The sequence below is a fragment of the Emcibacter sp. SYSU 3D8 genome (genome assembly GCF_039655875.1).
Lineage (GTDB): Bacteria > Pseudomonadota > Alphaproteobacteria > SMXS01 > SMXS01 > RI-34.
Genome location: NZ_JBBYXK010000008.1, coordinates 14,362 through 39,971, shown reverse-complemented (window position 1 = coordinate 39,971; position 25,610 = coordinate 14,362). Strand labels below are relative to the sequence as shown.

The 25,610-nt window shown below is 65.4% G+C and carries 23 protein-coding genes; 11 read left to right on the top strand and 12 right to left on the bottom strand.

The genetic code is table 11. The features are described from left to right. Nucleotides 1-41: 41 nt before the first annotated feature. The 3 genes from WJU21_RS18835 (at nucleotide 42) to WJU21_RS18825 (ending at nucleotide 4,070) form a co-directional block, all read left to right on the top strand. A complete protein-coding gene (locus WJU21_RS18835; protein WP_346325016.1) occupies nucleotides 42-2,159 on the top strand; it encodes a sulfotransferase in 2,118 nt (705 codons plus the stop codon). A 1-nt stretch (nucleotide 2,160) separates the two neighbouring features. Next, nucleotides 2,161-2,634 carry a Cys-tRNA(Pro) deacylase gene (gene ybaK, locus WJU21_RS18830; protein ID WP_346325015.1) on the top strand — a complete coding sequence of 158 codons (474 nt, stop codon included), beginning with the start codon at nucleotides 2,161-2,163 and terminating at the stop codon, nucleotides 2,632-2,634. A 74-nt stretch (nucleotides 2,635-2,708) separates the two neighbouring features. After that, nucleotides 2,709-4,070 carry a GH1 family beta-glucosidase gene (locus tag WJU21_RS18825; protein WP_346325014.1) on the top strand — a complete coding sequence of 454 codons (1,362 nt, stop codon included), beginning with the start codon at nucleotides 2,709-2,711 and terminating at the stop codon, nucleotides 4,068-4,070. Here WJU21_RS18825 and WJU21_RS18820 read toward each other — a convergent pair. Further along, entirely contained in the window at nucleotides 4,051-5,787 is a 1,737-nt protein-coding gene (locus tag WJU21_RS18820) for an SbmA/BacA-like family transporter (protein WP_346325013.1), read from the bottom strand. The two genes, WJU21_RS18825 and WJU21_RS18820, sit on opposite strands and share 20 nt — an antisense overlap. 96 nt (nucleotides 5,788-5,883) lie before the next feature. Here WJU21_RS18820 and WJU21_RS18815 point away from each other — a divergent pair, with 96 nt between their 5' ends. Then, a complete protein-coding gene (locus WJU21_RS18815) occupies nucleotides 5,884-6,873 on the top strand; it encodes a glucokinase (RefSeq protein ID WP_346325012.1) in 990 nt (329 codons plus the stop codon). Here the strand turns inward: WJU21_RS18815 and WJU21_RS18810 are convergent. The 5 genes from WJU21_RS18810 to WJU21_RS18790 all read right to left on the bottom strand — a co-directional run bounded on the left by WJU21_RS18810 (nucleotide 6,859) and on the right by WJU21_RS18790 (nucleotide 11,371). Further along, a complete protein-coding gene (locus WJU21_RS18810; protein WP_346325011.1) occupies nucleotides 6,859-7,683 on the bottom strand; it encodes a PA2169 family four-helix-bundle protein in 825 nt (274 codons plus the stop codon). The two genes, WJU21_RS18815 and WJU21_RS18810, sit on opposite strands and share 15 nt — an antisense overlap. Before the next feature lie 147 nt (nucleotides 7,684-7,830). Continuing rightward, on the bottom strand, nucleotides 7,831-8,346 hold the full coding sequence (locus WJU21_RS18805; protein ID WP_346325010.1) for a sigma-70 family RNA polymerase sigma factor: 516 nt from the start codon (nucleotides 8,344-8,346) through the stop codon (nucleotides 7,831-7,833). 249 nt (nucleotides 8,347-8,595) lie between these two features. Next, entirely contained in the window at nucleotides 8,596-9,522 is a 927-nt protein-coding gene (locus tag WJU21_RS18800; RefSeq protein WP_346325009.1) for a tetratricopeptide repeat protein, read from the bottom strand. 177 nt (nucleotides 9,523-9,699) lie between these two features. Beyond that, complete coding sequence (locus WJU21_RS18795) at nucleotides 9,700-11,004, bottom strand: hypothetical protein (RefSeq protein WP_346325008.1); 1,305 nt, start codon at nucleotides 11,002-11,004, stop codon at nucleotides 9,700-9,702. A 196-nt stretch (nucleotides 11,005-11,200) separates the two neighbouring features. Then, nucleotides 11,201-11,371: a hypothetical protein gene (locus WJU21_RS18790; RefSeq protein WP_346325007.1), complete on the bottom strand. Its 171-nt coding sequence runs from the start codon at nucleotides 11,369-11,371 to the stop codon at nucleotides 11,201-11,203. Between the two features lie 128 nt (nucleotides 11,372-11,499). Here WJU21_RS18790 and WJU21_RS18785 point away from each other — a divergent pair, with 128 nt between their 5' ends. From WJU21_RS18785 to paoC, 4 genes are all read left to right on the top strand, one after another. Beyond that, the gene (locus WJU21_RS18785; RefSeq protein WP_346325006.1) at nucleotides 11,500-12,123 is read left to right on the top strand and encodes a glutathione S-transferase N-terminal domain-containing protein; all 624 of its coding nucleotides are present in this window, start codon (nucleotides 11,500-11,502) and stop codon (nucleotides 12,121-12,123) included. A gap of 231 nt (nucleotides 12,124-12,354) precedes the next feature. Further along, nucleotides 12,355-13,002, top strand: a complete 648-nt coding sequence (paoA, locus tag WJU21_RS18780) for an aldehyde dehydrogenase iron-sulfur subunit PaoA (protein WP_346325005.1) — start codon at nucleotides 12,355-12,357, stop codon at nucleotides 13,000-13,002. Beyond that, nucleotides 12,999-13,952, top strand: coding sequence for a xanthine dehydrogenase family protein subunit M (locus WJU21_RS18775; protein WP_346325004.1), 954 nt, complete (start codon nucleotides 12,999-13,001; stop codon nucleotides 13,950-13,952). Before paoA ends, WJU21_RS18775 begins: the two co-directional genes overlap by 4 nt. 15 nt (nucleotides 13,953-13,967) lie before the next feature. Next, nucleotides 13,968-16,166 (top strand): aldehyde oxidoreductase molybdenum-binding subunit PaoC, encoded by a 2,199-nt coding sequence (paoC, locus tag WJU21_RS18770; RefSeq protein ID WP_346325003.1) that lies wholly within the window; start codon nucleotides 13,968-13,970, stop codon nucleotides 16,164-16,166. 39 nt (nucleotides 16,167-16,205) lie between these two features. On the opposite strand, the gene WJU21_RS18765 is transcribed toward paoC, so the two are convergent. Continuing rightward, entirely contained in the window at nucleotides 16,206-16,964 is a 759-nt protein-coding gene (locus WJU21_RS18765; protein ID WP_346325002.1) for an abortive infection family protein, read from the bottom strand. 520 nt (nucleotides 16,965-17,484) lie between these two features. Between WJU21_RS18765 and WJU21_RS18760 the strand changes: the two genes are divergently transcribed. Further along, the gene (locus WJU21_RS18760) at nucleotides 17,485-18,399 is read left to right on the top strand and encodes an HNH endonuclease (RefSeq protein WP_346325001.1); all 915 of its coding nucleotides are present in this window, start codon (nucleotides 17,485-17,487) and stop codon (nucleotides 18,397-18,399) included. Between the two features lie 14 nt (nucleotides 18,400-18,413). Here the strand turns inward: WJU21_RS18760 and WJU21_RS18755 are convergent, their stop codons facing one another. The 4 genes from WJU21_RS18755 to WJU21_RS18740 all read right to left on the bottom strand — a co-directional run bounded on the left by WJU21_RS18755 (nucleotide 18,414) and on the right by WJU21_RS18740 (nucleotide 20,744). After that, nucleotides 18,414-18,740, bottom strand: coding sequence for a transcriptional regulator (locus WJU21_RS18755; protein ID WP_346325000.1), 327 nt, complete (start codon nucleotides 18,738-18,740; stop codon nucleotides 18,414-18,416). A gap of 4 nt (nucleotides 18,741-18,744) precedes the next feature. After that, nucleotides 18,745-19,083 (bottom strand): type II toxin-antitoxin system RelE/ParE family toxin, encoded by a 339-nt coding sequence (locus tag WJU21_RS18750; RefSeq protein ID WP_346324999.1) that lies wholly within the window; start codon nucleotides 19,081-19,083, stop codon nucleotides 18,745-18,747. 62 nt (nucleotides 19,084-19,145) lie between these two features. After that, complete coding sequence (locus WJU21_RS18745) at nucleotides 19,146-19,913, bottom strand: Sir2 family NAD-dependent protein deacetylase (RefSeq protein ID WP_346324998.1); 768 nt, start codon at nucleotides 19,911-19,913, stop codon at nucleotides 19,146-19,148. 306 nt (nucleotides 19,914-20,219) lie between these two features. Next, complete coding sequence (locus WJU21_RS18740; RefSeq protein WP_346324997.1) at nucleotides 20,220-20,744, bottom strand: nuclear transport factor 2 family protein; 525 nt, start codon at nucleotides 20,742-20,744, stop codon at nucleotides 20,220-20,222. Between the two features lie 252 nt (nucleotides 20,745-20,996). Here WJU21_RS18740 and WJU21_RS18735 point away from each other — a divergent pair, with 252 nt between their 5' ends. Both WJU21_RS18735 and WJU21_RS18730 read left to right on the top strand, forming a co-directional pair. Further along, a complete protein-coding gene (locus tag WJU21_RS18735; protein WP_346324996.1) occupies nucleotides 20,997-23,270 on the top strand; it encodes a TonB-dependent receptor in 2,274 nt (757 codons plus the stop codon). A gap of 28 nt (nucleotides 23,271-23,298) precedes the next feature. Continuing rightward, nucleotides 23,299-24,531 carry a cytochrome P450 gene (locus WJU21_RS18730; protein WP_346324995.1) on the top strand — a complete coding sequence of 411 codons (1,233 nt, stop codon included), beginning with the start codon at nucleotides 23,299-23,301 and terminating at the stop codon, nucleotides 24,529-24,531. Between the two features lie 7 nt (nucleotides 24,532-24,538). On the opposite strand, the gene WJU21_RS18725 is transcribed toward WJU21_RS18730, so the two are convergent. Further along, nucleotides 24,539-25,606: an AraC family transcriptional regulator ligand-binding domain-containing protein gene (locus WJU21_RS18725; protein ID WP_346324994.1), complete on the bottom strand. Its 1,068-nt coding sequence runs from the start codon at nucleotides 25,604-25,606 to the stop codon at nucleotides 24,539-24,541. Nucleotides 25,607-25,610: the final 4 nt, after the last annotated feature.

Below are 25,610 nucleotides of genomic sequence, written 5' to 3'. Positions count from 1 at the left end.
ACCGGCGCGACGTGCCGGCCCACTGAATGCAGGGAATTGATTTGGAACAGAAGCAGCCGGAACAGAAACGCATCAAGCGGGAAGACGCTGTGACGATGGCGATCAACCTGGCCAGCCAGGGGAAGCTGCCCGCCGCGCTTTCCCTGTCCGAGCAACTGATCACGCAGTTTCCCCATGACGCGAACACCATCGCCATGCGCGCCTTCGTGCTGCACCGGGCAGGACAACTGGCCGGGGCCATCGAGGTTCTTGAGCGGGCGGTGGCACGCGACGCGAACCTGCCGGTGTTCCACAGCAATCTGTGCGAGATGTACCGGCAATCCAGGGACCTGGACAGCGCGGCCAGTCACGGCCGAAAGGCTGTTTCGCTGGCGCCCGGCTATGCGGATGCGTGGAACAACCTTGGCATCGTTCACTTCGAGCGCAAGGAGCTTGATGACGCCGAGGCCGCTTACAAGCGGGCGATCGAGATCAAGCCGGCATTTGCCGAGGCGCACAACAACCTGGGCAATCTCTACCGGGTCAGGGAACAGGCGGATGCCAGCATCCGCTGCTACGAGCGGGCGGTCGAGCTGCGGCCGACCTATGTCGAGGCGCTGACCAATGCCGGCAAGGCCTATCTGGCGCAGCGAGGCTTCGCGGCTGCCGAGAAGCTGTTCAGGCGCGCCACCGAGATCAAGCCGGACCACATGGAGGCGCTGACCGGGATTGCCTCGGCGTCACACGGACTGGGCAATTCGAACTACGCGCTGACGCTGCTGTCGCGCATGACGACCATGTATCCGGGCAAGCTAGAGCCTCTGCTGATGATGGCCCAGCTGCTGCAGGAGGAGCACAAGCTGAATGGCGCGCTGGCGGCCGCCGAGCAGGCGCTGGCGCTCGACGACGGCGATCACCGGGCCCTCGCGCTCATGGGGCGGGTGAAGCGGGAGATGGGGCTGACCGAGGAATCGCTCGACTGGTTCAACAGGGCGCTGGCGGCGGAGCCGGATTCGGTCGACCTCAACAACCAGATCGGCGCCTCGCACATGGAACTGGGTAACATGGATGAGGCGCGGCGCTATTTCGAGAACGCCATCGGGATCGCGCCCGACGCGCTGCGGGTCTATACCAATCTGGCCGGCGCCAAGAAGTTCACGAAAAAAGATATTCATTACAAGAACTTCATTGCCGCGTCCGCGTCGGTCGACGGCCTTTCGGATCACGAAAAAATCGGCGTCTATTATGCGCTGGGGAAGGTCTATGACGACGTGGGCGAAAGCCGGAAGGCGATGGAAGCCTTCATGGCCGGCGCCAGGCTCAAGCGCGCCGAGTTGAACTACAACAAGCAGGCGAGCCTGTACCTGTTCGACCGCATCCGCGAGGTGTTTACCAGGGAGGCGCTGGACGCCAAACGCGCGCAGATCCGGGGGTCGGATACGGCGGCGCCGATCCTGGTGCTTGGCATGCCGCGGTCCGGCAGCACGCTGACCGAACAGATCATCTCGAGCCATTCACAGGTATTCGGCGCGGGCGAGGTGCGGACCCTGAACCAGAGCCTGAACGAAACTGTCGTCAAGGACTTCAGCGAGTCCGTGCGCTTTCCCGAGGTGTTCCAGTTCCTGTCGCAGAAACATGCCGATGGCATCGTCGCGAGCTATCTGCGCGACGTGCCCAACTGGTCCGGCCACACGCCGCATTTCACCGACAAGATGCTGACGAACTTCTTCTATATCGGGCTGATCAACCTGATCATGCCGAACGCGAAGATCGTTCATATCCGCCGCAATCCGATCGACAATTGCATCTCGTGCTTCACGCGGCTGTTCCGTGAGGACCTGCCCTATTCCTACGATTTCGACGATCTGGCGGACTATTACGGCAAATATGCCCAGTTGATGGATCACTGGCGTCAGGTGTTGCCCGCAGGCGCCTTCCACGAGGTCAATTATGAAGACCTGGTGGCCGACACGGAGGGCAAGGCGCGGGAGCTGATCGAGTTCATCGGCCTGCCGTGGGAAGAACAATGCCTGTCGTTCTATGAGGCAAAGCGTCCGGTGAAGACCGCCAGCGTCACCCAGGTGCGCGAGCCGATCTATACGCGTTCCGTGGACCGCTGGAAGAAATACGGCACGGTGATCCAGCCGCTCATCGACCGGCTGGCTGCGCAGGAGACGTGACGTGTCGAGGACGACGCGGGCGACGCTGGCGCTGCAGAAGGCGGGCGTGACGTTCACGGTCCACACCTATGATTATCAGCCTGACGCCGACCGCATCGGGTTGCAGGCGGCCGAGGCGCTGGGCGAGGCGCCCTGCAGGGTACTGAAGACGCTGATGGCCGAGGTGGACGGCAAGCCGGTCGTGGTGGTGCTGGCATCGGACCGGGAAGTCAGCATGAAGAAGCTGGCGGCGCTGTTCGGCGGCAAAAGCGCCCAGATGATGAAGCCGCCGGAGGCCGAGCGGGTGACGGGCTATGTGGTCGGTGGCATCAGTCCGTTTGGGCAAAAGCGCGTGTTCCCGGCGGCCGTGGACGAGGCGGCGCTGGGCGAGGCGCTGGTGTTCCTCAATGGCGGCCAGCGCGGCCTGCAGGTGCGGCTGAAGCCGGCGGACGCGGTCGCCGTGCTGAAGGCAAGAACGGCGCCAATCTCGGTGTAGCATTTCCGCCCGCCAGCGGGCGATGCTAGGATCGAGCCGCGAGATGACAGGATCCTGATGCAAGGGGACGCGGCGTGAGCGAACGACCCGCCATCGAATTTCCATCGGACTTTCTGTGGGGCGTTTCCACCTCCAGCTACCAGATCGAGGGCGCGGCCCGCGAGGACGGACGGGGCCCCAGCATCTGGGATACGCGCTGTCTGATGAAGGACCGGGTGGCCAATGGCGACACCGGCGACGTGGCCTGCGACCATTACCACCGCTATGCCGGAGACATAGGCCTGATGAAGGAACTGGGGGTCGGGGCATACCGGTTTTCGGTGGCGTGGCCGCGTGTGCTGCCGGCCGGGAAGGGGGCGGTCAACGAGGCCGGGCTGGCGTTCTATGACCGGCTGGTAGACGGGGTGCTGGAGGCGGGCATCGAGCCGTGGCTGTGCCTTTATCACTGGGATTTGCCACAGGCGCTGGATGATCTGGGCGGCTGGACGGCCAGGGACAGCGCCGGCTGGTTCGCCGATTATACGGCGCTGGTGGCGCGCCGTCTGGGCGACCGGGTCAAGCGCTGGGCGACCTTCAACGAATTCGGCGTATTCACCATGTTCGGCTATGCCATCGACTGGGCCGCGCCGGGCATCACCGACCGCACGGCGCACCTGCAGGCGATCCATCACGTCAACCTTGCCCATGGCGACGCGGTCGCGGTGCTGCGGGCGACGGTCAAGGACGCTTCCATCGGCGCGGTACACAATGTCCAGCCGGTGGTGCCGGAAAGCGATACCGCCGAGAACCGGCGGGCGGCCGCGCTGCTGGACGAGCACTGGAACCTGGCGTTCCCCGACCCGCAATTGCGCGGGCATTATCCGCCGCTGACCGCCGAGGCGATCGCGCCGCATGTCCGGGCGGGGGACATGGCCCGCATCTGCCAGCCCATAGACTGGTTCGGTCTCAACCACTACGGGCCCATCTTCGCCAGGGCCGACCCGAAGATGACCTGGGGCTATGCCTGGGGCAGCGCGCCGCCGGAGATGCCGTCCACCGACATCGGCTGGAGCATTCACCCGGATGCGTTCCGCGACACGCTGGTAACCGTGAGCCATCGCTACGGGCTACCGGTCTTCGTGACGGAAAATGGCTGCGGCGGCAATGACGCGCCCGGTCCCGACGGGACCGTCGATGACACCGGCCGGATTGCGTTTCTGGATACCTATATCCGCTCCATGCGCGAGGCGATGGACCTGGGCGCCGATGTGCGGGGCTACTTCGTCTGGTCGCTGCTCGATAATTTCGAATGGGGCTCGGGCTACGGCAACCGCTTCGGCATCGTCTATGTGGACTTCGCCACCCAGCGCCGCATACCCAAAACCTCGGCCCGCTGGTTTGAGGCGGTGGCGCGGACCGGCCGGGTGTCCGGCGAGGTCAGGCGCCTTTCAGGCTGATGACCCGGTCGCAACCGGCGTTCAGCGCCGGGCGGGTGCCGATGATCACGATGGCCGCTTCCGGACAGGCTTCCCGGATCAGGTTCATCATGTCCAGCTCGGTTTCGGCGGCAAGCGCCGTCGTGGCATCGTGCAGGACCACCCATTCCGGCTTGACCAGCAACAGGCGGGCAAATCCCAGGCGCTGCTGATCGGCCAGGGACAGGGTCTGGTCCCAGATGGCCGAGTCTTCCAGGTGATCGGCCTGCGAGGCCAACCCTGCGCGGGTCAGGGCGCCGACGATGCCGAGGATGCCGTATGTGTTCTTTGCCGCCGGATAGCAGAGCGCATCGTGCAGCGAGCCCACCGGAATGTAGGGCCGCTCCGGCATGAAATGCACGGCGGCCCCGACCGGCCGCGTGATCCGGCCGTAGCCCCAGGGCCAAAGTCCGGCGGCGGCGTGGAACAGATGGCCGGTCAGCGCGGGATCGCCGTCGATCATCACCCGTTCGCCCGGGAGAATGGTCAGGTCGATGGGGGCGGTCAGGGGTTTGGAGTCCGCATCCGTCAGCACCAGTCCCCGGAATTCCAATTTCTTGACAGTGCCGGTCGAGATGCCGATGTGGCCTGCGCTTTCGCCATCGCGGTGCAGGCCAGCAAGGGCATCCTGCATCTGCATTACCCGTTCCGCGGAGGCGCGCCATTCGGACGCTTTCGCCAGATTGTCGATCGGCCATGACAGGGCCGCGACCACCTGTCCGAACGCCTGGGCAGTCTGCATCATTACGCCAAGTGTGATGCTGCCGGTGATGAAACGAGGGGCGGCCACGAGAATGGGGAAGATCTGGTTCAGCAGCGGCCAGGTCGCCATGTAATAGAAGAACCGCCGCAAGGCCGATGTCTGGACATCCCAGGCGCGGTACGCCCGGTGAAACAACCTGAGGAAACGGCGGCGTTCGTCGGGTTCGCCCCGCATCAGCGCGATGCCCAGGCTGTGGGTCCGCGCGCGGGCAAGGCCGAATCTGAAGTCGGCCTCCGACGCCTGCCGCCGGGTGGCGGCCTGTGTCATGGGGCGGCCAAGCAGCAGGGCGATCCAGGCGCCCGCCGCCGTATAGACGAGAGCGACCAGGACCAGGTAGCCGGGGATCACGACGCGGGTGTCGAAAACCGCAATATCAAGCGTGCCGGAAAGCGACCACAGGATGTTGACGAAGGTGATCAGCAGCATCGTGGAGTAGAGTCCTGAATGTCCGATATCGATGGCATATTCGGTGGCGATACGGATGTCCTCGGCGATGCGCCCATCGGGATTGTCATGCCGGCCGGGGGCAAAGCCGAGGGTGTAGTGGCGCCCGCCCGTCATCCAGTTCCGCATCAGCCGCCGCGTCAACCAGCGCCGCCAGTTGACCTGGATGCGGCGCTTTACCTGCAGATGGCTTATGGTAATGGCGACATTGGCCAGTATGATCAGGGCAAAGACGCCGATCAGGGTGAAGAATCTGTCCAGCGCTTTCTGTTCAACCGCATCGAAGAACCGCAGGTTCCAGATATTCAGCGCGATTGCCACGCCAACCTGCATGGCCGTCAGCAGCACCAGACCGCTGGCCAGGACGATGGCGCTCCAGCGTTGCCGCGACCGCCAGGGCCCGCCTGCCATACGCCAGAAAGCCCGCAGGAACAGCACCCATCCGATGACCCCGTCCACCGCCGCGGATTTGGGGTTGGATCCGGACGGCATGATGACGGCTCCGATCAATGCGTGGTGGCATCTGGCGATGGATAACAATGATACGACGTTCGCAGGAACTTGCGAACACCCGACAGGCGGATCCCCGTGATCCTGGCCGGCGACGTGGGCGGTACGCGGACACGGCTGGGCCTGTTCGAGACTGCCGGCGGTGCGCTGAGGCTGGTCTGGAAGCACGTTGTGCTGAATGCGGACCATGCCGGGATCGCCGATGTGCTTGCCGGCTGCGAGGGTCTGCGCGGCGTCAAGGTCGATGCCGCCTGCATCGGCGCCGCCGGGCCGGTCGACGCCGGCGTGTGCCGGATGACCAATCTGGACTGGGTGCTGGATGCATCTGCGCTCACAGCCACCGCGGGTATCGGCGTGGTAACGGTCGTCAACGATCTGACCGCGATCGCCAAGGCCGTCGCCCATTTGCCCGAGGCGGCGTTCGCCGTGCTTCAGGCGGGCACACATCCATGGGGCCAAGGCAGCATGGCAGTCGTGGCGCCGGGAACAGGTCTGGGCGAGGCGGGCCTGCTATGGGACGGCAGCCGGCACCGCGTGATGCCGTCCGAGGGCGGACATGCCGACTTTGCCCCGGCATCACCGCTGGACGATGAATTGCGCGCCTATCTGGCGGGACCGTCCGACAGTCATGTGAGTTGGGAGCGGGTGATCAGCGGTCCGGGACTGGCGGATATCGCGGCGTTTCTCGTGGCGTCGGGCCGCTACGAATGGCCGGAGACGATTTCGGCGTTGCCGGTGGAGCGGCGCCCCGCGGCGATTGCCGAGCGGGCGCTGGCGGGCGGCTGCGGGCTGAGCGCAGCGGCGCTGGGCCTGTTTACTGAAACGCTGGCGCGCGAAGGCGGCAATGCCGTGCTCAGATATCTGGCGGTGGGCGGGCTATGCTTTGCGGGCGGCATTCCGCCGGCCATTCTTCCGGCGATGCAGTCGCCCGGATTCATCGCGACCCTGACAGGCAAGGGCCGCATGGCAAGTCTGCTGCGGTCGGTGCCTGTCAGGGTCGCGAAGGATCCGGATGCCGGGCTCTATGGGTCGGCCCGGCTCGCGGTGGAGAGCCTAGCGGCGCTTTAGAAACGAGGGCATCTTGAGGTCCGACCGTACCGGCATGCGCAGGTGGGGCATGTTGATGTCGGGCATCCGCATGGTCGGCAGGTCGATATTCCTGAGCGACTGCCGCACCTGGGTCTGCGAGGGGAGCTGGGCCAGCGCCCTATCGAGCGCACCGCGCGCGCTGGCAAGCGAGCGGGTGACGGCGCCGTGGCGGCGCTGCTGAACAATCGCCGCCGTCGCCAGACCCGCAACGCCCAGAGCGAGCAGGACGAACAGGGCCGGCTTCCGGTACTTGATGGCCGTCTGCTTCAGAGCCGCAAGGCGGTCGCTGCTGGCGATGTCGCCGGAGAACCGGTCGATGGCGCCCTTGACCTGGCGCTGCTGCCGCTCGAGGAAACCGTGGATGGCGTCGGGCAGGGACTCGCGCAGCGCCTTGTCGATGCTCTCAACGAAGGCGCCTTCACCGCGGATGATACCGGCGATTGCCGCGCGCGTGTCCCCGGTTTCCAGCTTGGACTTCAGCTCATCGAAATAGTGCCGCAGCTTCTCCGTGACGCTGGCGTCGTGGCCGGTCTCGAGACCGAGCGACCGCATGGTGATCTCGAGCTGGCCAGCCATGGCGTTGCGGCGCCGTGCCATGCCGTAGAGCCGGGCCTTCATGGCGCCGCTGGTCGCGGCCTCGGCCGCTTCGCGGTAGCCGCGGGCGCTGTCGCGCGCATCGGCGTAGATGGTCTCCAGCAACTTGACGGCATCGCCCGAGAGGGCGCTGGCATCGTCGGCGAGCTTGGAACCGGTGCGCGAGAGCACCGTGACTGTGTCAGAGCGGTTCATCGCTATCTCCTGCAGGGGGGTGAGTATGAAGGATAAAGGCCAGAACCGACAGGAAGTTCCGTGGCTCCCGATAGATTGCGGCGTTCGAATGGAATGAGTCCGATCACCGGGCAGGCCTGTACCTGCCCGGTGATCGGCGCATTGGTGTCAGGCCGCGATGCGGTTGTCGGTACCTTCCATGAGGCCGCGCAGCCGTTCACGGGCGCGGAAGACCCGCGACTTGACGGTGCCGATCTCGAGCTTCAGGCGGGCGCCTGCCGTGGCATAGGAGGTACCGTCGATACCGACCATCTGCAGGATTTCCCGGTCCTTGGGCGCCAGCGCGGTAAAGGCCTTCTCGAACTCGTGCATCTCGATGGCTTCTTCCTGGCCGCCGCGGCAACCGGGGTCCAGCCAATCCTCGAGCGGCACCGAATGGCCGCGGCGGGCACGGCGGCGCACCTCGCTGATGAACTCGTTGTGCAGGATCGTGAACAGCCAGCTGCGCAGGTTGGTGCCCGGCTGAAACATATGAAAGTTGCGAAGCGCGCGTTCCAGGCACATCTGGACGACATCTGCCGCATCGTCAGGGTTACGAGCCAGCTTCTGAGCATAGCGGCGCAAAGCGGGGATGTGTTCCTCGACGCTCGCGAAGTCATTATTGAGGTGAGATATCCTCGACATGGTGGGGTATCCTCTCTCTGTTGCCGTTGGCGGTAAGGTGTTCACCTACCGGTGATGCTGATACTTGTCCCAACGCACGAATTGTGGCCGTAATCTGGCTTTCGTTCGGTAATCAGGTGTTCGGGGTGATTTTTTTGGGCTCGCGGACGCGCGGCTCCGGGTGCCGACCCCGCCTCGATGGGGGAATTCTGGCCGAGGCGGGGTCAGTGGCCGTCTGCGGGACGGCCCTCCGTTTCTCGAGAAGCCTGGCTAACGGCGTGCCATCGGGGCCCGGTCTTCACGCCTGGTGTGACTGTCACTCCAGTCGCGGGCCTTTTCCTGGGCCTTGGCGATCTGTTTGGGCATCATCTGGGCGGCCACGATCTCGCGGGCATCCGCGGCCGCGTGGAAACCCTGCTCGGCGGCGAGCGTGTACCACATATAAGCGGCGACCTCGTTCTGCTCGACGCCCAGGCCGAGGCGGTACGCTTCACCCAGCGCGGCCTGACCGGCGGCGCTGCCGTTCTTGGCCGCCTTCTTGTACCATTTGACCGCAGCCTTCGGATCGGGCGCGGCGGCGGCCATCGACTCCGACCGGGGCTCGGCAAGGATCACGTCTGTTGCGCCGCTCGAGCCGGCGGCGCTGCCGGCGGTAGCCTTGGCAAGGCGCACGCTGTTGTCGGATCCGGAATCCGGGCGCTCGCCGATATAGAGATTGCCCAGCGTGACCTGGGCGCCTTCGTGGCCGCCCTCGGCCGCCTTGACGATCCATTTGCGGGCCTGCTCGGTGTCCTGCTGCACGGCGACGCCGTTCAGGTACATGCCGCCCAGCACGGCGGATGCGGCGATGTTGCCCTGCTCGGCCGACGCCTTGATCAGGCGCGCGGCCTCGGATTTGTTGGCGGGGACGCCCTTGCCGTGCAGGTACATCCAACCCAGCGCGGCGCGTGAACCGCTGTCTTCATCCTCGGCGGCCGCGGCGCAATGCATCCGCGCCTTGTCATAGTTTTCGGCCTGGAAATATTCACGGCAGAGGGACGCCCCGGCGGGGGTGGCCGCAAATAAAGGTGAGGACGATGCAATACATACCGCCGCGATGGCGGCGCCAGCAGCCAGCGTGCCAAGGACACGCAAAGTCGTGCGCGCGCGGCGAAGGTCTGGGTCAAGTTCCGAAAAGATCACACTGTGCTCGTTCATCGAGATATTTCCCTTGATGCGGCGCATGAGGATTTGTTGATTTGAGTTTTTCATGTGGATTTGCGCTGCGTTCGAAAAGACAACTCGACACCCCGGATTAAGTTCCCGGGGTCGAAAAGATTCCGTGGTGCAGCAAGGGGCCGTGGCGGGAGCGGTGCTTCCTGCCCGCCGGGTGACTCAGTCGGCAGCCTTTAGCCATGCCCATGCGGGCCGGCTCTCGGCCAGCGCCGCGCCCTCAGCCCGAAGCCGGCCGTTCCAGACCACCAGTTCCTCGAGCGATGCCTGACGGGCCTGGAATGCGGCCTGGGCGGCGGCATCCTGGAAGGTCAGCGCGCCGCCCCAGTCGGCGGCATAGCGGCCGCGCTGGGCTTGCAGGACAGCGAGCATGGCAGCCAGGTCGCCGGCGGCCCGCGACAGCAGGTGGACGCGGGCGCCGTAATGGCTGCGATAGGCGTTCTCCTCCTGTTCGAAGCGCCGGTCCACACGGCGGTGTAATGCCTCGGAAAGCGGAGCGATGATCTTGCGCCGGCGCTCTACGAAGCGGCCGAGGATGGCGTCATAGGTCTTGGCCGCCTCGCGGATGCTGACCGACTTGACGGCCAGGGCGGCCGCGGCGGCATCGATAGCGGCGGGATCGGCCACCTTGTCTGGCGTCAGCGCCGCCATCTGCGGCCATGGACCGATGGCGCCGGTGTGCGCTTCCAGGCGCGCAAGGGTCTCGCGCCTTGCGGCCTGCAACTCGGTGGTGATCCGGAATGCGGTGCCCGGCAGGATGGCCGCCAGATCCGCGTCGGATTCGGGCGGGGCTGCGGCAAGGGCCGCCGCTGCGGGACGCAAGGTGCGCAGCTCGGCGATGATCTCCAGATTGGCCACGAGCACCACGCCGGCGACGACCAGCGGCAGGTATTCCCAACGCACCGGCGTCTTGCGGTTGCGCGCTGCCAGGAATGCGACCAGTGCGGCGAAGGCGGTGGCAATGCCGGCCTGCTCGCCCAGGGTCCGCTGGATTTCGGGGGACAGCCGGTCCAGATACCAGCCGACACCCGCTGTTATGATCAGGGCAAACGTGATCGAGATGATGAGCGCGTAAGGGTCGCGGCGCCCGCGCGCTGCCCGCAGCGTCTTGACCTCTGGCGAGACCAGCAGCGCCCACAGGCCGAACAGCCCGGCGCCCAGCAGCAGTGCGGTCTGCGCCAGATGGATGGGCTCCAGTGAATCCGCTGCCAGCAGCAGATCGAGCAGCGTGTCGATGCCGGTGACGACACCGCAGGCAAAGATGACCACCGCGCCGAACCAGGCAAGATCGGATCCCTTCAGCAGCAGGACGGCGTTCAGGACCAGCACGCCATAGAACGCCGCCTCGAGCCACCAGCCGGTGACCGGCCCGAGGCGGATCACATCCACCACCAGCCACAGCAGGCGGGTGGCGCCGAGCGCGCCGATTATGAGCGCCGCAAGGCGCAGATTCCGTTGGCCGGACATGGCGATTCCCGTTCAGATCGACTTTCGGGAACAATAGTCGCGGCGCGTCGGGGTGGCCAGACCGGAACAAGGATGGCCATGGTCCGGAAACCCGTAAAAGTCAGGCGCGCGTCATGTGAAGCCGGCGGTCTCGAGCTATCCGCACGAGGTGTCGGCAGACACGGCGGCGCGGGCGGTCAGGATGGGATGGACGGCGTCACGACTGCGTCCACGCCGGGCTGCCGAATACGCCGAGCAGCATGGCCGCGGCAATCGCCAGTACCAGCGCGAGGACGATGACCGCGACGGTGGTGACGGTGCGCCGTCCCGGGCGATTGCTCGCCATGGGTTCTGGCCGGTTGGTTGCAGGTTCGGATTTTTGGTTCATGATGCTGCACCCTTGATGTTGCCCTGTGCCCTGACGGCTGTAACACGAGGGCAGCCGACTTGTTCCCGCCCCCGAAGCACGGCGGCGGGCCGAGACCTGAACTGAAACGTGAATGCGCGAGGAACCCGATGCCCACACTATTCTATTGCCCCGGATCCTGTTCGCTGGCCTCGCAGATCGCGCTGGAGGAGGCCGGGGTTGCCCACGCGCTGGGTTTCGTCAACCTGAACGGCGACCGCACCGACTATTACCGCATCAACCCGGCGGGCAAGGTGCCGGCCTTGCTGCTGGACGGCGAACTGCTGACCGAGAACATCGCCATCCTGACCTGGGCCGCGCTGCAGGCGCCGGAGAAAAACCTGCTGCCCGCCGATCCCATGGCCCGAATCCGGGCCTATTCCTTCATGGCCTGGGGCACCAGCAGCGTGCACATCGCCCGGCGCCAGTTCCGCGCGCCGCACCGCTTCACGCCCGACGAGGCGGCCCATCCGGCGCTGCAGGCGGTGGGGCGCGAGGCGTTCTGGGCCGCGCTGCGCCAGATCGACGAGCGGCTGGCAGGCGGCGAATGGATCGGCGGCGCTGAATTTTCGGTGTGCGACGGCTATGCCCTGGTGTTCTACGACTGGGGCCTGCGCGACGAGCACCCGATGGACAGCCTGCAAGCCTATACCCGGTTCGCCGACCGGATGACGCAGCGCCCGGCGGTGCTGAAGGCGCTGGAGACGCACCGGAGCCCGCTGGTCCGGCGGTAATGTTCGCTGTTGCGGCCAAGTTTACGGATCGCGGATCGATTCACGGCTGAACTTGGGCGCCAGTACGTACTACATTACTGTCAGGTTTCCCGGAGGTAACCACAGGCGATCCGCCGGGGAGCGAGCGCCGTACAGATACCGGCCCTGCGGCCTGGAGCGTTCGGGGACGCGTCGCTTTCGCGCCCGGCAAGTCTGTCCGGTTACCGCAGTCGCCAAGCAAGGGAGCCGCCCATGGACAAACCCGGTGATTTCGACTTTTCCAGACGGACCGTCCTGAAGGGGGCGGCCCTGTCGGTGGCGCTGACGGCGGCGCCGACGGTCGCGGGCGCGGCCGCCAACGCGCAGGCCGAGGGAAACGGCCAGCCGTCGTTGGCGACGGTGTCGTTCACGGTCAACGGCAAGGCGGTATCCCTCAAACTGGACACCCGGACAACGCTGCTCGATGCGCTGCGCGAGCACCTGAAGCTGACCGGGTCGAAGAAGGGCTGCGACCACGGCCAGTGCGGCGCCTGTACGGTGATCGTCGACGGGCGCCGGATCAATTCCTGCCTGAGCCTTGCCGTGATGCACGGCGGCGATTCGGTCACCACCATCGAAGGCCTGGGCGGGCCCGGCAACCTGCATCCTATGCAGGCGGCCTTCGTGACCCATGACGGGTTCCAGTGCGGCTATTGCACGCCGGGCCAGATCTGCTCGGCAGTGGCGGTGCTGGACGAGATCAGGGACGACATCCCGAGCCATGTGACCGCCGATTTGTCCGCTGCCGCCACGCTGACGCCGGACGAACTGCGCGAGCGCATGAGCGGCAATATCTGCCGCTGCGGCGCCTATTCCAACATCGTCGAGGCGATCGTCGACGTGGCGGGGAGGCGGACATGAAGCCGTTCAGCTACCAGAAGGCGCAATCGCCCGAGGAAGCGGTGGCGTCGGCCGCCCGCGTCCAGGGCGCCCGGTTCATCGCCGGGGGCACCAATCTGCTCGACCTGATGAAATTGCAGATCGAGACGCCCATGCACCTGATCGACATCAACGGCCTGGGACTGGACAAGGTCGAGCCGGCGGCGGATGGCGGCCTGCGGATCGGCGCGCTGGTACGCAATACCGACCTGGCCGCCGACAAGCGGGTGCGGCGCGACTATGCCCTGCTGTCGCGCGCGCTGCTGGCGGGCGCGTCCGGCCAGCTGCGGAACAAGGCGACGACGGCGGGCAATCTGCTGCAGCGGACGCGCTGCCCGTATTTCTACGACACCAACCAGCCCTGCAACAAACGGGCGCCGGGAAGCGGGTGCGCGGCCATGTCGGGTTTCAGCCGGCCGCATGCGATCATGGGCACCAGCGACGCGTGCATCGCCACCCATCCCAGCGACATGGCGGTGGCCATGCGCGCGCTCGATGCGACCGTCGAGACCATGAAGCCGGACGGCACGGCGCGGCGGATTCCCATCGCCGACGTCCACAAGCTGCCGGGCGCCACGCCCAACGTCGAGACGGCGCTGGAGCCGGGCGAGCTGATCCTGGCGGTGAGCCTGCCAAAGCCGATCGGCGGCCGGCACGTCTACCGCAAGGTGCGCGACCGGGCGTCCTATGCCTTCGCCCTGGTCTCGGTGGCCGCCGTGGTGCAGCCCGACGGCAGCGGGCGGGTCGCGCTGGGCGGCGTGGCGCCCAAGCCGTGGCGGGTCGAGGTCGCGGAACGCGAGATGCCGCGCGGCGCGAAGGCGGTCGCCGCCGGCCTGCTCGCCGGCGCCAGGACCACGGATGACAACGCGTTCAAGCTGACGCTGGTCGAGCGCACGCTCGCCTCGGTGATGGCCGAAGCGAAAGCCAGTTAGCGAAAGGGTTGAGCCATGAAGTTCGACACACCCGCGACCACGAATCCCATCGACCGGCTGAAGGTCGTCGGCAAACCCACCGACCGGATCGACGGGCCGCTGAAGACGACAGGCACGGCGCCCTATGCCTATGAACGGCACGATGTGGCGGCGAACCAGGCCTATGGCCATGTGCTGGGCGCCGCCATCGCCCGGGGGCGCATCGTGTCGATGGACCTGAGCAAGGCGAAGCGGGCGCCCGGCGTGCTCGGCATCGTCACCGCACGGACAGCCGGCCCGCTCGGCAAGGGCCGGGCCAACACCGCCGCGCTGCTGGGCGGACCGGACATCGCGCATTATCACCAGGCCGTCGCGCTGGTGGTGGCCGAGACGTTCGAGCAGGCGCGCTCGGCCGCCGAGCTGATAAAGGTGGATTATGCCGGGGCCGATGGCCGCTATGACCTGGCAGCGGCCCTGGACGGCGCGGTGAAGCCCGAGCGCCGCGAGCCCGACAGCGCCGCCGGCGATTTCGAGGCCGGGTTCGCCGCCGCCCCGGTGACGCTGGACCAAACCTATTCCACGCCCGACCACGCCCACGCCATGATGGAGCCCTTCGCCTCCATCGCCGCCTGGAATGGCGACGCGCTGACCATCTGGACGTCGAACCAGCTGATCGACCTGACCCGCAACGAGGTGGCGACGACACTGGGCATGCCGCCCGAAAAGGTGCGCATCGACTCGCCCTTCATCGGCGGCGGCTTCGGCGGCAAGCTGTTCGTGCGCGCCGACGCCCTGCTGGCCGCGCTGGGCGCGCGCCAGGTGGGACGCCCGGTGAAGGTGGCGCTGTCCCGGCCCATGATGTTCAACAATTCCACCCACCGGCCGGCGACCATCCAGCGCATTCGCATCGGCGCGGGGCGCGACGGCCGGATCGGCGCCATCGGCCACGAAAGCTGGTCGGGCAACCTGCCCGGCGGCGGCGCGGAATATGCCACCCAGCAGACCAGGCTGCTCTATGCCGGCGCCGACCGGATGACCCGCACGCGGCTGGCGACGCTCGACCTGCCCGAAGGCAACGCCATGCGCGCGCCCGGCGAGGCGCCCGGCCTGATGGCGCTGGAGATCGCCATGGACGAGATGGCGGAAAAGCTGGGCATGGACCCGGTGGAATTCCGCATCCTCAACGACACCCAGGTGGACCCGGAAAAGCCCGAGCGCAAATTTTCCCAGCGCCAGCTCACCCAGTGCCTGCGCCAGGGCGCCGAGCGCTTTGGCTGGAGCCGGCGGAATCCCCGGACCGGTTCGGTGCGCGACGGCCGCTGGCTGGTCGGCATGGGCATGGCGGCGGCGATCCGCGGCAACCCGGTGCGCAATTCGGCGGCGCGGGTGCGCCTGGGCCGGGACGGCGTGGTGACGGTGGAAACCGACATGACCGACATCGGCACCGGCTCCTATACCATCATCGCCCAGACCGCGGCCGAGATGATGGGCCTGCCGCTGGACAAGGTGGTGGTGAGGCTGGGGGATTCGGATTTCCCGGTGTCCTGCGGCTCGGGCGGGCAGTTCGGCGCCAATTGTTCCACCTCGGGCGTCTATGCGGCCTGCATCAAGCTGCGCGAAGCGGCGGCCGGCGCGCTGGGCCTCGATCCGGCGACCGCCATCTTCGAAGACGGCATGGTCCGCGCCGGCGGGCAGAGCGTGGCGCTGGCCGACGCGGCCAGGAACGGCGAGCTGGTGGCCGAGGACCTGATCGAGTTCGGGGGGCTGGCCAAGGAATATGCCCAGCAGACCTTTGCCGGCCATTTCGTCGAGGTGGGCGTGGACGCGGCGACCGCCGAGGTGCGGGTGCGCCGCATGCTGGCGGTGTGCGCCGCCGGCCGCATCCTCAACCCCAAGGCGGCGCGCAGCCAGGTGATCGGCGGCATGACCATGGCGGTGGGCGCGGCGCTGATGGAGGACCTGGTGGTGGACAAGCGCCGCGGCTTCTTCGTCAACCACGACCTGGCCGGCTATGAGGTGCCGGTGCACGCCGACATCCCGCACCAGGAGGTGGTGTTCCTGGGCGAAACCGACCCGATCTCGTCACCGATGAAGGCCAAGGGCGTGGGCGAGCTGGGCATCTGCGGGGTGGGCGCGGCGGTGGCCAACGCGGTGTACAACGCGACGGGGGTGCGGGTGCGGGATTATCCGGTGACGCTGGACAAGCTGCTCAAGGGGATGCCGGAGATGGTTTGAGCATATCTTATTCAGTAACGACGCCGCTTTTTTGTAATTTCACGAAGAAGTTCGTTCTAAGTATGTCTCGACGAGAAAAGCTGCAACTGCTCCGGCCGCATTGACGGCAAGGTTGGCATGACGCGGTGACGGCCTTACAGGGAGTTTTCCGCCTCTACCGTGAGAGTCAGATAAGCGGTTGCGCAATGTCCCAATGCCGTTAACCAAGTTCATTGCCCCGCCGAGGATCGCCTTGATCGGCTCTTCAGTATGTACACTAGGGGCGAGCTTCAACGATGTTGCTACTCTGGCATAGAGTTTTGGCAAGTCGTCCTTTTCAGAGTACGTCTCGCCCATTTCATCGAGGATCCGCTTTACCACGGTTTCAAGCAGTGTCCTTGCGGCCGTAATTGCGCCTTCCGGATCGGTGTTGCGTCGAGCGAGCGCTTTTGACCATATCGCGTAGACGCCATCCGCATCGAACCCCTCCAAAACACTGGATATTGCGATGTCGCCTGGTGCGCTATTGTAACCCTCAAGGTGATCTATAAGCGGCGTAAACGCTTCGCTAATGATTTGTCGCCGCTCCGCGTAAGTTCCCGCCTGATTCTTAATGTAGGGCCAGAAGGCACTGAGATTGCGATAAGTCCGGACAAAACGTGGAAGTAGGTCGCGGATTGCGGGATCAGCCATGAATTCGCGGCGCAGGTGTTCGTAGATATGGTTATCTGATGAGCCTCCTGTAGCAGCTGCGATGAGGATGCCTTCCATCATGCCTACTTGCTCAATGGTTGCGCTTGGAATGTCACTCAGATCCATCATTTAACCTATTAACAGCATCCTGTGCACCATCGTGACTGCAAGCCGGACTAAACCCCCTATATCGGCGTTAGTCAGCTCCACGACTTTCGCCATCACCGGGCCGATCTCGTCGTTGATTACCAGGGCGGCGTGATCGTCCAGGACGGTGGGGTCGAGGTTATTCATCGCTTCCAGGTGGGAGGATCGATTTGGCGCCACGTCTTAAAGGTTCCAGGAACAGGAATGCGGGCCCCCTCCTGCTTCAATTCTCCAGTCGACAGATCGTAGATATCGGCGAGCACTACCGGGTTGCCATAATACGGGGCTGGGCCCTTAAACTCGCCTACCGATGTCACTTGAGCACAGGTATTCCCCACGTGGTGCGACGGAGCCAGAACCCGGCCTTTCCGCCGTTTGCGATATACATCTGGAACACGTTGAGATCTGAGAACTCGGACAATTTGTTCACCAAAATTGCACTGGGAACCATGCGAGCTTCTGGTGGCTCGACAAGAGATTTTACTCTATTTTCCGTTCCATGAAGGGGGTCTTCGAAATTAGCGGCTCGTCACGGTACGACGACTTGATAGACGAGCGCTATCATTTCCCCAAAGTCTATCTTCGCTTGGCGCAGCAATGTGTTGGCGACTGGATTCTCTATCGCGAGACGGGATCGGCCCGGGGACGCAAGGCCTATGTTGCTGTCGCGCGTATGGTCAGGATTGACCCAGATCCAGCTGACAGCAATTTATTCTATGCGCGAGTAAGAGACTTTTTGCCCTTCGATCGGCATGTACCGTATCGAGATGCAATGGGCAGGTTCGCTGAACGCTTCCTTCGTGAATACGCTGATCCATCTACCGTTGGACGTGCGCTGAGGGGGCGTTCAGTACGGTTGCTGGATGGAGACGATTTTGCGGCCATCGTCGAAGCGGGACTCGAAGAAGTGCTCGATCCTGCCAACGCAATCCGTCTTGAACTAGATACGTATCACCTCGATACGAGCACGGCGGTATTGCTCCGCGAACCGCCGACTGAACGCGAGATTGAGCAGATACTCGTGAACCGGAAGGTTCGCGACGCAGCATTTCGTAAAGCCGTTCTGGATGCTTATGACAGTACCTGTGCGGTTACGGGACTTCGCATCATCAACGGCGGTGGAAAAGCGGAAGCGCAAGCGGCGCACATCTGGCCCGTTGCCGATGGCGGGCCTGACATCGTTCAAAACGGTATAGCACTCTCAGCCACCGCACATTGGCTTTTTGACCGTCACCTGATCAGCCTGAATGACGACTTCGAACTGCTGGTTTCACACAATAAGGTTCCAGCTGAACTGCGATCCCTGTTTCCGATAGTTGGGCAGTCGATTCGATTGCCTTCGGACCGGCGTAGCTGGCCTCGGCCAGACTACATTGCTTGGCATCGCGAACGCTTTGCGGGCGGTTGGGGATAATCGTACGGCTTGTCCTACTCGGCGGCCTCGACCGCGTGAGCCTGCATATCGACGCCCAGATACTTGCGGACCGCGCCGAAGATGGCGGCGAGATTGTCCATGCCGGGATTGCCGCTTTCGGAAAGCATGCGATGGAGGCTCTTGCTCGGCGTGCCGGTTTCGGCGGCTAGCGTCTCGAAACCGATCGAGGCGTTGACGAGGTCACGCAGGATGAGGCGCGCCATGTTGGGTTCGCCGTTGAGGAACAGGGTGGCGGCCTCGTCGAGCATCGCCCGGGCGAAGGCGGGATCGCGCAGCATGCGCTCCTTCACGGTGTCCTTGAAATCGCGTGTCAGCGCCATGCCGCTACCTCTTCTTCTTGTTCGCCGCCGCCTTGCGGGCCTTGTATTCCGCGAGCAGGGCGCCCGCTCGGTCGATATCCGACTGCTGCCGCTTCTTGGTGCCGCCCAGCAGCAGGATAATGAGGTCGTCACCGTCTGCGGCCAGGTAGAGCCGGTAGCCCGGCCCCCAGTCGATGCGGTATTCGCCCAGTCCGCCGCCAATCCATTTCAAGCTCGAAAGGTTGCCCAGTTCAAGCCGCAGGATCGCGGTCGCCACTTTTGCCGCCGCCTGGGAATCGAGATCGTCGAACCACGAGCGGAACGGGTTGGAGCCGTCTTCCCTAATATATTCCCTGACGATCATGCCACAGCCATATAAGTAACATATACGTTACCAATAGTCCAGAGATCGCGGTAACGGTCGGTTCAGTTCCCAACCATATCCGCATTCGTCAGCCCCACCACATCCGCCATCACCGGGCCGATCTCGTCGTTGATGACCAGGTCGGCGTGGTCGTCCAGGTCGGTGGGGTCGCGGTTGAGGATGACCAGGGCGGCGCCGTTGCGGCTGGCCATGATCGGGAAGCCGGCGGCCGGGTAGACCACCAGCGACGAGCCGATGGACAGGAACAGGTCGCACTCCAGGGTGGCGTCGCGGGCGCGCAGCATTTCGTGCTCGGGCATGGACTGGCCGAACGAGATGGTGGCGGTCTTCACCACGCCGCCGCAGCCGCAGCCGGGATACGCGCCGTCGTCCAGATACGCCCGGCGCAGGTCGTCGATCTCGTAGCGGGTGCGGCAGCTCAGGCACAGGGCATAGGTGGCGTTGCCGTGCAGCTCGATGATCTTCTCTGGCGGGATGCCCGAGGCCTGGTGCAGATTGTCGACGTTCTGGGTGACGACGTGGGTCACCTTGCCCTGGCGCACCAGCTTGGCGATGGCCATGTGGCCCTTGTTGGGGCGGGCGTTCTCGAAGGTGCCGTCGGTGTCGAACTTGCGCCGCCAGGCCTCGCGCCGGATCTCGGGGGAGGCGAGGTAGTCCTGGAACTGGATCGGCTTGTTCTTCGTCCAGTAGCCGCCGGGGCTGCGGAAGTCGGGGATGCCGGATTCCGTGCTGATCCCGGCGCCGGTGAAGACGACGACGCGGCGGGCCGCGTCGATCAGCTGGCGGAGGGTGGCATGGGCATCGGTCACGGGCGGCTCCCTGGGGGTTTTCCCCAAGATAGCGTTTGGTGGGTTTCGGGCAATGGTTTGGGTTGTGTGCGCTGGGCTGGTTGTCCGCTTTAGACGCTCAGTATTCATACAATCAACGGTCGTCATTCCCGCGCACGCGGGAACCCAGTCGGGCGTGGAGTGCGATCATTTCCATGCACTTGGTCAACGGACAGATGTTTGTTCGTGACCGAGTGGTTGAGGGGTTACGTGGACGCCCCATCTGGGTCCCCGCGTGCGCGGGGATGACGAGAATTTATGAGCGGGCGGTGATGTTTTACGCGCGCTTCAGCGTGATGAGGCTGCCCATTTATACGCGTCGTAGCTGAGGTCGTCGGGCGATCGCGTCCCGTTCGTGAAGCTGTCCAGGGCGAGGGCGGCATCGGCCAGGCCGCGGCGGGTTTCGACCCAGTCCATCACCACGGTGCGGTCGCGGATGCGCCATTCGTCGCCGCGGCGCTCGAGCATGTCGGCATAGCGGCCGGCGGCGACGTCGACCACGGCATCGTCGCCTTCGTGCCGGGTGTGATAGGCGACGAAATAGGTGTCGGCGGCGGCGCGGTCGCCGGTGACGGCGATGTTGGACTGGCCGATGACATGCATGGTGCAGGTGAACGCGTCGCGCAGCATGGGCACGATGAAGGCCGAGAAGTCCCGGCCGGGGCCGACATAGATGCCGTGGTTGTCGGTGGCGTCGTCCCAGTAGACGCTGTCGATCAGGCCGGCGTCGAGCCGGTCGATGCCGCGGCAATAGCGCTCGAGCACCTGGCGGATGCGGTGATGGGCGACGATCTCGTTCAACGTGTCCTGCATGCTGTTCCTCCCCGGACGGTGAATCCTGCCTAGCACGCGCCCCGGCGCGCATCTTGACCGGCGGCGACAAATCGTGGGCCGGGCGCGACACGGCGCGCGCTGCCTGGCCCCGGCAAGTTGCCGCCTGCCGCCGGGATAATTGTCGTCAAAGATAAAGACGCGCGGCGAGGCCGCCACTCATTATCCGTGGGACGCATGGGAAACCGCAAGTCGTGGGGAAACCACAGGAACCGCGTCACGGGGAGCACGGGGATGAGCATCAACGGAATTTTCGGGATCAGCGGCCGCTATCTGGCCGGGGCCGCGCTGCTGGCGGCCTGCGCCGCCGCGCCGGCATGGGCCCAGGACGCGCCGGCGCCGGCGCCGGCGGCCGGGGTGGACCAGGTCACGGTGACCGCCCAGCGCCGCGCCGAGCGGCAGGAAGAGGTGCCGATCTCGATCACCGTGCAGACCGGCGAGCAGCTGGCGACGGCGGGCGTCGACAATCTGCGCGACCTGGAACAGGTGACGCCCGGCCTGACGTTCCAGGCCCAGGGCAACTTCGTCCAGCCGGCGCTGCGCGGCATCACCACGCTGGTCACCGGCCCGGGCTCGGACAACCCGATCGCGCTCTATATCGACGGGGTCTACGAGGGCACCCAGGCGGGCGCCTCCATCGACCTGCCGGACATCGAGCGGATCGAAGTGTCGAAGGGGCCGCAGGGCACCCTGTTCGGGCGCAACGCCACCGGCGGCGCGATCCAGATCATCACCCGCTCGCCCAGCTTCGAGACCACGGGCAGCGTCAGCGCCAGCGCAGGATTCTACGGTGGCGCGGGCGCCAGCCGGTCGTCCTACGATCTGGGCATCAAGGGCTTCGTCAGCGGGCCGCTGGTGGCCGACAAGGTGGCGGCCAGCTTCTCGTTCGCCTACCGCAACGTGGACGGCTATTCGCGCAACATCGTGCCGGGCATGGTGCCGGCGGCGGCGGGCAATTACCCGTCCGACCGGATGGACTGGCTGCGCTCGTACACCTTGCGCGGCAAGCTGCTGATCACGCCCAGCGACCGGGTGACGATCCTGGCCACGGCCTATTACATGCAGCGCGCTACCGATCACGGCAGCGTGGGCCTGCCGGTCGACGGGCTGACGGCGGCTTCGCTGTATCCCGACGCGGTCTATGGCACCGCGCCGTGGCAATATGCCTATGACGCGCCGGATCCGCTGACCCGGCTGCGCAATTACGGCGGCAGCCTGAAGATCGACATCGATACCGGCGTGGGCAATTTCACCTCGACCAGCGCCTATACGCTCAGCCGCTATCTGGAGCGGGTCGACGTGGACGCGGCCTATTCTCCGCAATGCCTGGCCGCGGCGCCGTCGACATTCGCGTGCCTGGCGTTCAAGGACCAGCAGCCCAACGACAATTTCTTCCAGGATTTCCTGTTCACCTCCGAGCAGCTGGGACGGCTGACGTTCCTGGTGGGCGGCAACATCTTCATCAGCAACGGCAAGATCCCGGCCTGGATCAACGACTTCACCGACGGGGCGCTGCCCGGCGCGCCGCAGGTGGTCTATCCGCCGCTGCTGACCGCCACCACCAAGGTCAAGACCAAGGCCTATGGCATCTTCGCCCAGGCGGATTACGAGATCGTCGACCGCCTGACCCTGACCGCCGGCGTACGCTACAGCTATGAGAAGAAGACCGGGTTCGTGACGTTCTTCGGCGCGCCCTATTTCGAGTTCGCCGATCCGGACTGGGACAGCGTGACGCCGCGCGTCGGCCTGCGCTACGAGATCGACGACCGGACCAACATCTACGCCACGTTCTCGAAGGGCTTCAAGAGCGGCATCCTGCCGATCCTGACCGTGGGCCCGGCGGTGGATCCGGAAAAGGTCACCGCCTACGAGATCGGTTTCAAGACGGCGCAGGCGAACTTCACCTTTAACGCCGCGGGCTTCTACTACGATTACAAGAACCTGCAGATCCAGTCGTTCACCGGCACGGCGATCATTCCGACCAACGCGGCCTCGGCGCGCATCTACGGCCTGGAATTCGACGGCACGGCGCAGGTCACCGACGGGCTGTCGCTGCGGCTGGGCGCCACCTGGATGCCGAAGGCGGACTTCACCGACTTTCCCAACGCCGCCGGGTTCGGCCCGCCGATCACCGCGGGCGGCCTCGGCGCCATCGTCGGCGATGTCAGCGGCGACCGGCTGATGCGCGCGCCCAAGCTCAGCGCGGTGTTCAGCCTGACCTACGAAACCCGGGCCGGCGACGGCGACCTCAGCGTGTCGCCCAGCCTGCATTACACCAGCAAGTACCTGCCCTACGATCCGTTCGGCGTGCTGGTGCAAAAGGGCTATGCGCGCTTCGGCACCGAGATCAGCTATCGTCCGGACGGCAGCAACTGGCGCTTCTCGCTGTGGGGCCGCAACCTCACCAACACCAAGTCGTACAATTCCACGACCATCTCGGCCGGCGCCGCGCGCGTTTCCTATGACGAGCCGCGCGAGATCGGTGTCACGATAGACTATGATTTCTGATCGGTCCGCGCGGCGGGAAGGAACAGGCATGGCATCGACGCCCATCAGCTTCAGCGATCCGGAGGTCCAGCGCTGTCCGTTCGATGCCTATGCGCAGGTGCGCAAGGACGGGCCGGTCTATCTGGACCCGCGCAGCGGCTTCTACATCGTGACCGGCTATGACGAGATCAGGAAGGCGGCGGGCGATCCGGCGACGTTTTCCAACGTGACCGGCCAGCTGATGGTGAAGAACGCGCCCTACCAGGCGAAGATCGACGCGATCTACCGCGAGAAAGGCTATATGCCGGTGACGGCGCTGGTGGCGTCCGATCCGCCGGTCCACACCATCCACCGCGCGCTGGTCGACAAGGTGTTCACCATCACCCGCGTGCGCAAGATGGAGGAGTACCTGGAAGGCGTCGTCGACGAGATGATCGATGAGATCATCGATGACGGCGAGGTGGAGTTCTATTTCAACCTGGCGGTGAAGATCCCGAACCATGTGCTGTCGGACCAGATCGGCCTGCCGCGCGAGCGCTTCGCCGACTTCAAGCGCTGGGCCGACGCCATCGTGCAGGAGAACGACCCGGACAATGGCGAGGCGCGGCAGATCGAGCTGACCCACACGATTTGCGAGCTGCAGCACTTCATCGTCGCCCGCGCCGAGGAATATCGGCAAAAACCGCGCGAATGCATCCTGAGCGATCTGGTCCATGCCGAGGTTGACGGCCGCAGGCTGTCCACCGAGGAGATCATCCAGATCGTCGAGCAGATGCTGCCGGCCGGGAGCGACACCACGGTGGGCGCGCTGGCCAGCGCCATGTACCGCATCGTCACCACGCCGGGGCTGGAGCAGAGCCTGCGCGCCGACCCGGCGCTGATCCCCAAATTCGTCGAGGAGGTGCTGCGGCTCGACGCGCCGGTGCAGGGGCTGTGGCGCCGGGCGACCCGCGACACCGAAATCGGCGGCACGCCCATCCCCAAGGACGCGATCATCGTGCTGCGCTATGGCGCGGGGAACCGCGATCCAGAGGTGTTTCCCGATCCCGATACGCTCGACGTCAACCGCGGCAATGCCCGCAAGCATTTCGCCTTCGGCGTCGGGGCGCATTTCTGTGTCGGCAACCAGCTGGCCCGCGGCGAACTGCGCGTGGCGATCGCCGGCATCCTGCGGCGGATGGGCAATCTTCGGCTGGCGCGCGGCGAGGACGGCGTGGACTGGCAGACCCACTTCTTCGCCTATGGGCCGAGCCGCCTGGAAATTGCCTTCGACAAGCTGTAAAGCGGCTTCAGGCCGTGCCCGCGATGGCCTTGCGGTATTTGCGCGGCGAACTGCCGAACCAGCGATAGCAGCTGCGGGTCAGCACCGACGGCTCGCTGTAGCCCAGCATGGCGGCGACGCGGGTCAGCGGGATGCTCGGCTGGCCCAGATAGCGGATGGCGGCGTCGCGGCGGACCTCGTCCTTGATCTCCTCGAAGTTCACGCCCTCGTCGCGCAGCCGGCGCTGCATGGTGCGCGGATGCATGCCCAGCGCCGAGGCGACCTCCAGATGCAAGCTGCCACCATGGGGCAACAGCCGCGTTGCGATCGAGCGGACCTTGGTCGACAGCGGCTTGGCGGCGTCGGGGAACTGGGTGTCGATGAACGAGGTCGCCATTTCGAAGAGCTGCTGGCTGCGATTGGAGATCGGCACCGCCAGGTCGCTGCGGTTGAGAAAAACGGCGTTGAATGGCGCGTTCATCTGCACCCGGGCGCCGAAATAGCCGGCGTAATGCTCGGGCGCCGAAACATGGTCGTGGGCGAACCAGATCTCCTTCGCCCGGACCGCGCCGCCGGAGATGGTCAGGATGGCGTGATGCATCAGCGCGATGCCGTGCTCGATGGCCTGTTCGTGGTGCAACAGCCGGTCGAGATGAATACCCCAGCTGATCGCGACGCGGCCCATGTCGGAATCCATGTCGATGTCCAGATCGCCGACCGAGCTATAGGCGTTCAGATGCTGGGCGCAGTAACGGTAGGCGTCACCCAGTGTGGCGGCGTTGGTCATCGCCACCTCAAGCGGGCCGAGCACCGCCGCGCCGCCCTGGCGCGACGCCAGCAACAGGCCGAAATCGGGCCGCTCGAGCTCAATGGCGGTGCGGTGCAGCAGCCGGATCATCTTGCGGTAGGGAATCATGGTGCCCGGCTGATCGAGCAGGGCGATGTCGAGCGGCTCGCGCGCCAGGATCTCTTCCGGCTTGCCGCCCAGGCGGCGCACGACCTCGGGATAAAGCCTCAGCGATTCGATCCTGACCAACGCGGCCCGGGACCCGGCGCCGGCATTCGCAGTGCGGTCGTCCAGTGCGACAATAGACATTGGT

What these genes read in the sequence shown, in the direction of transcription:
- WJU21_RS18820 (WP_346325013.1), bottom strand. Translation starts at nt 5,787, where the DNA reads ATGCCGTCCGGATCCAACCCCAAATCCGCGGCGGTGGACGGGGTCATC.
- WJU21_RS18810 (WP_346325011.1), bottom strand. Translation starts at nt 7,683, where the DNA reads ATGAACCGCTCTGACACAGTCACGGTGCTCTCGCGCACCGGTTCCAAG.
- WJU21_RS18805 (WP_346325010.1), bottom strand. Translation starts at nt 8,346, where the DNA reads ATGTCGAGGATATCTCACCTCAATAATGACTTCGCGAGCGTCGAGGAA.
- WJU21_RS18800 (WP_346325009.1), bottom strand. Translation starts at nt 9,522, where the DNA reads ATGAACGAGCACAGTGTGATCTTTTCGGAACTTGACCCAGACCTTCGC.
- WJU21_RS18795 (WP_346325008.1), bottom strand. Translation starts at nt 11,004, where the DNA reads ATGTCCGGCCAACGGAATCTGCGCCTTGCGGCGCTCATAATCGGCGCG.
- WJU21_RS18790 (WP_346325007.1), bottom strand. Translation starts at nt 11,371, where the DNA reads ATGAACCAAAAATCCGAACCTGCAACCAACCGGCCAGAACCCATGGCG.
- WJU21_RS18785 (WP_346325006.1), top strand. Translation starts at nt 11,500, where the DNA reads ATGCCCACACTATTCTATTGCCCCGGATCCTGTTCGCTGGCCTCGCAG.
- paoA (WP_346325005.1), top strand. Translation starts at nt 12,355, where the DNA reads ATGGACAAACCCGGTGATTTCGACTTTTCCAGACGGACCGTCCTGAAG.
- WJU21_RS18775 (WP_346325004.1), top strand. Translation starts at nt 12,999, where the DNA reads ATGAAGCCGTTCAGCTACCAGAAGGCGCAATCGCCCGAGGAAGCGGTG.
- paoC (WP_346325003.1), top strand. Translation starts at nt 13,968, where the DNA reads ATGAAGTTCGACACACCCGCGACCACGAATCCCATCGACCGGCTGAAG.
- WJU21_RS18765 (WP_346325002.1), bottom strand. Translation starts at nt 16,964, where the DNA reads ATGGATCTGAGTGACATTCCAAGCGCAACCATTGAGCAAGTAGGCATG.
- WJU21_RS18760 (WP_346325001.1), top strand. Translation starts at nt 17,485, where the DNA reads ATGAAGGGGGTCTTCGAAATTAGCGGCTCGTCACGGTACGACGACTTG.
- WJU21_RS18755 (WP_346325000.1), bottom strand. Translation starts at nt 18,740, where the DNA reads ATGGCGCTGACACGCGATTTCAAGGACACCGTGAAGGAGCGCATGCTG.
- WJU21_RS18750 (WP_346324999.1), bottom strand. Translation starts at nt 19,083, where the DNA reads ATGATCGTCAGGGAATATATTAGGGAAGACGGCTCCAACCCGTTCCGC.
- WJU21_RS18740 (WP_346324997.1), bottom strand. Translation starts at nt 20,744, where the DNA reads ATGCAGGACACGTTGAACGAGATCGTCGCCCATCACCGCATCCGCCAG.
- WJU21_RS18735 (WP_346324996.1), top strand. Translation starts at nt 20,997, where the DNA reads ATGAGCATCAACGGAATTTTCGGGATCAGCGGCCGCTATCTGGCCGGG.
- WJU21_RS18730 (WP_346324995.1), top strand. Translation starts at nt 23,299, where the DNA reads ATGGCATCGACGCCCATCAGCTTCAGCGATCCGGAGGTCCAGCGCTGT.
- WJU21_RS18725 (WP_346324994.1), bottom strand. Translation starts at nt 25,606, where the DNA reads ATGTCTATTGTCGCACTGGACGACCGCACTGCGAATGCCGGCGCCGGG.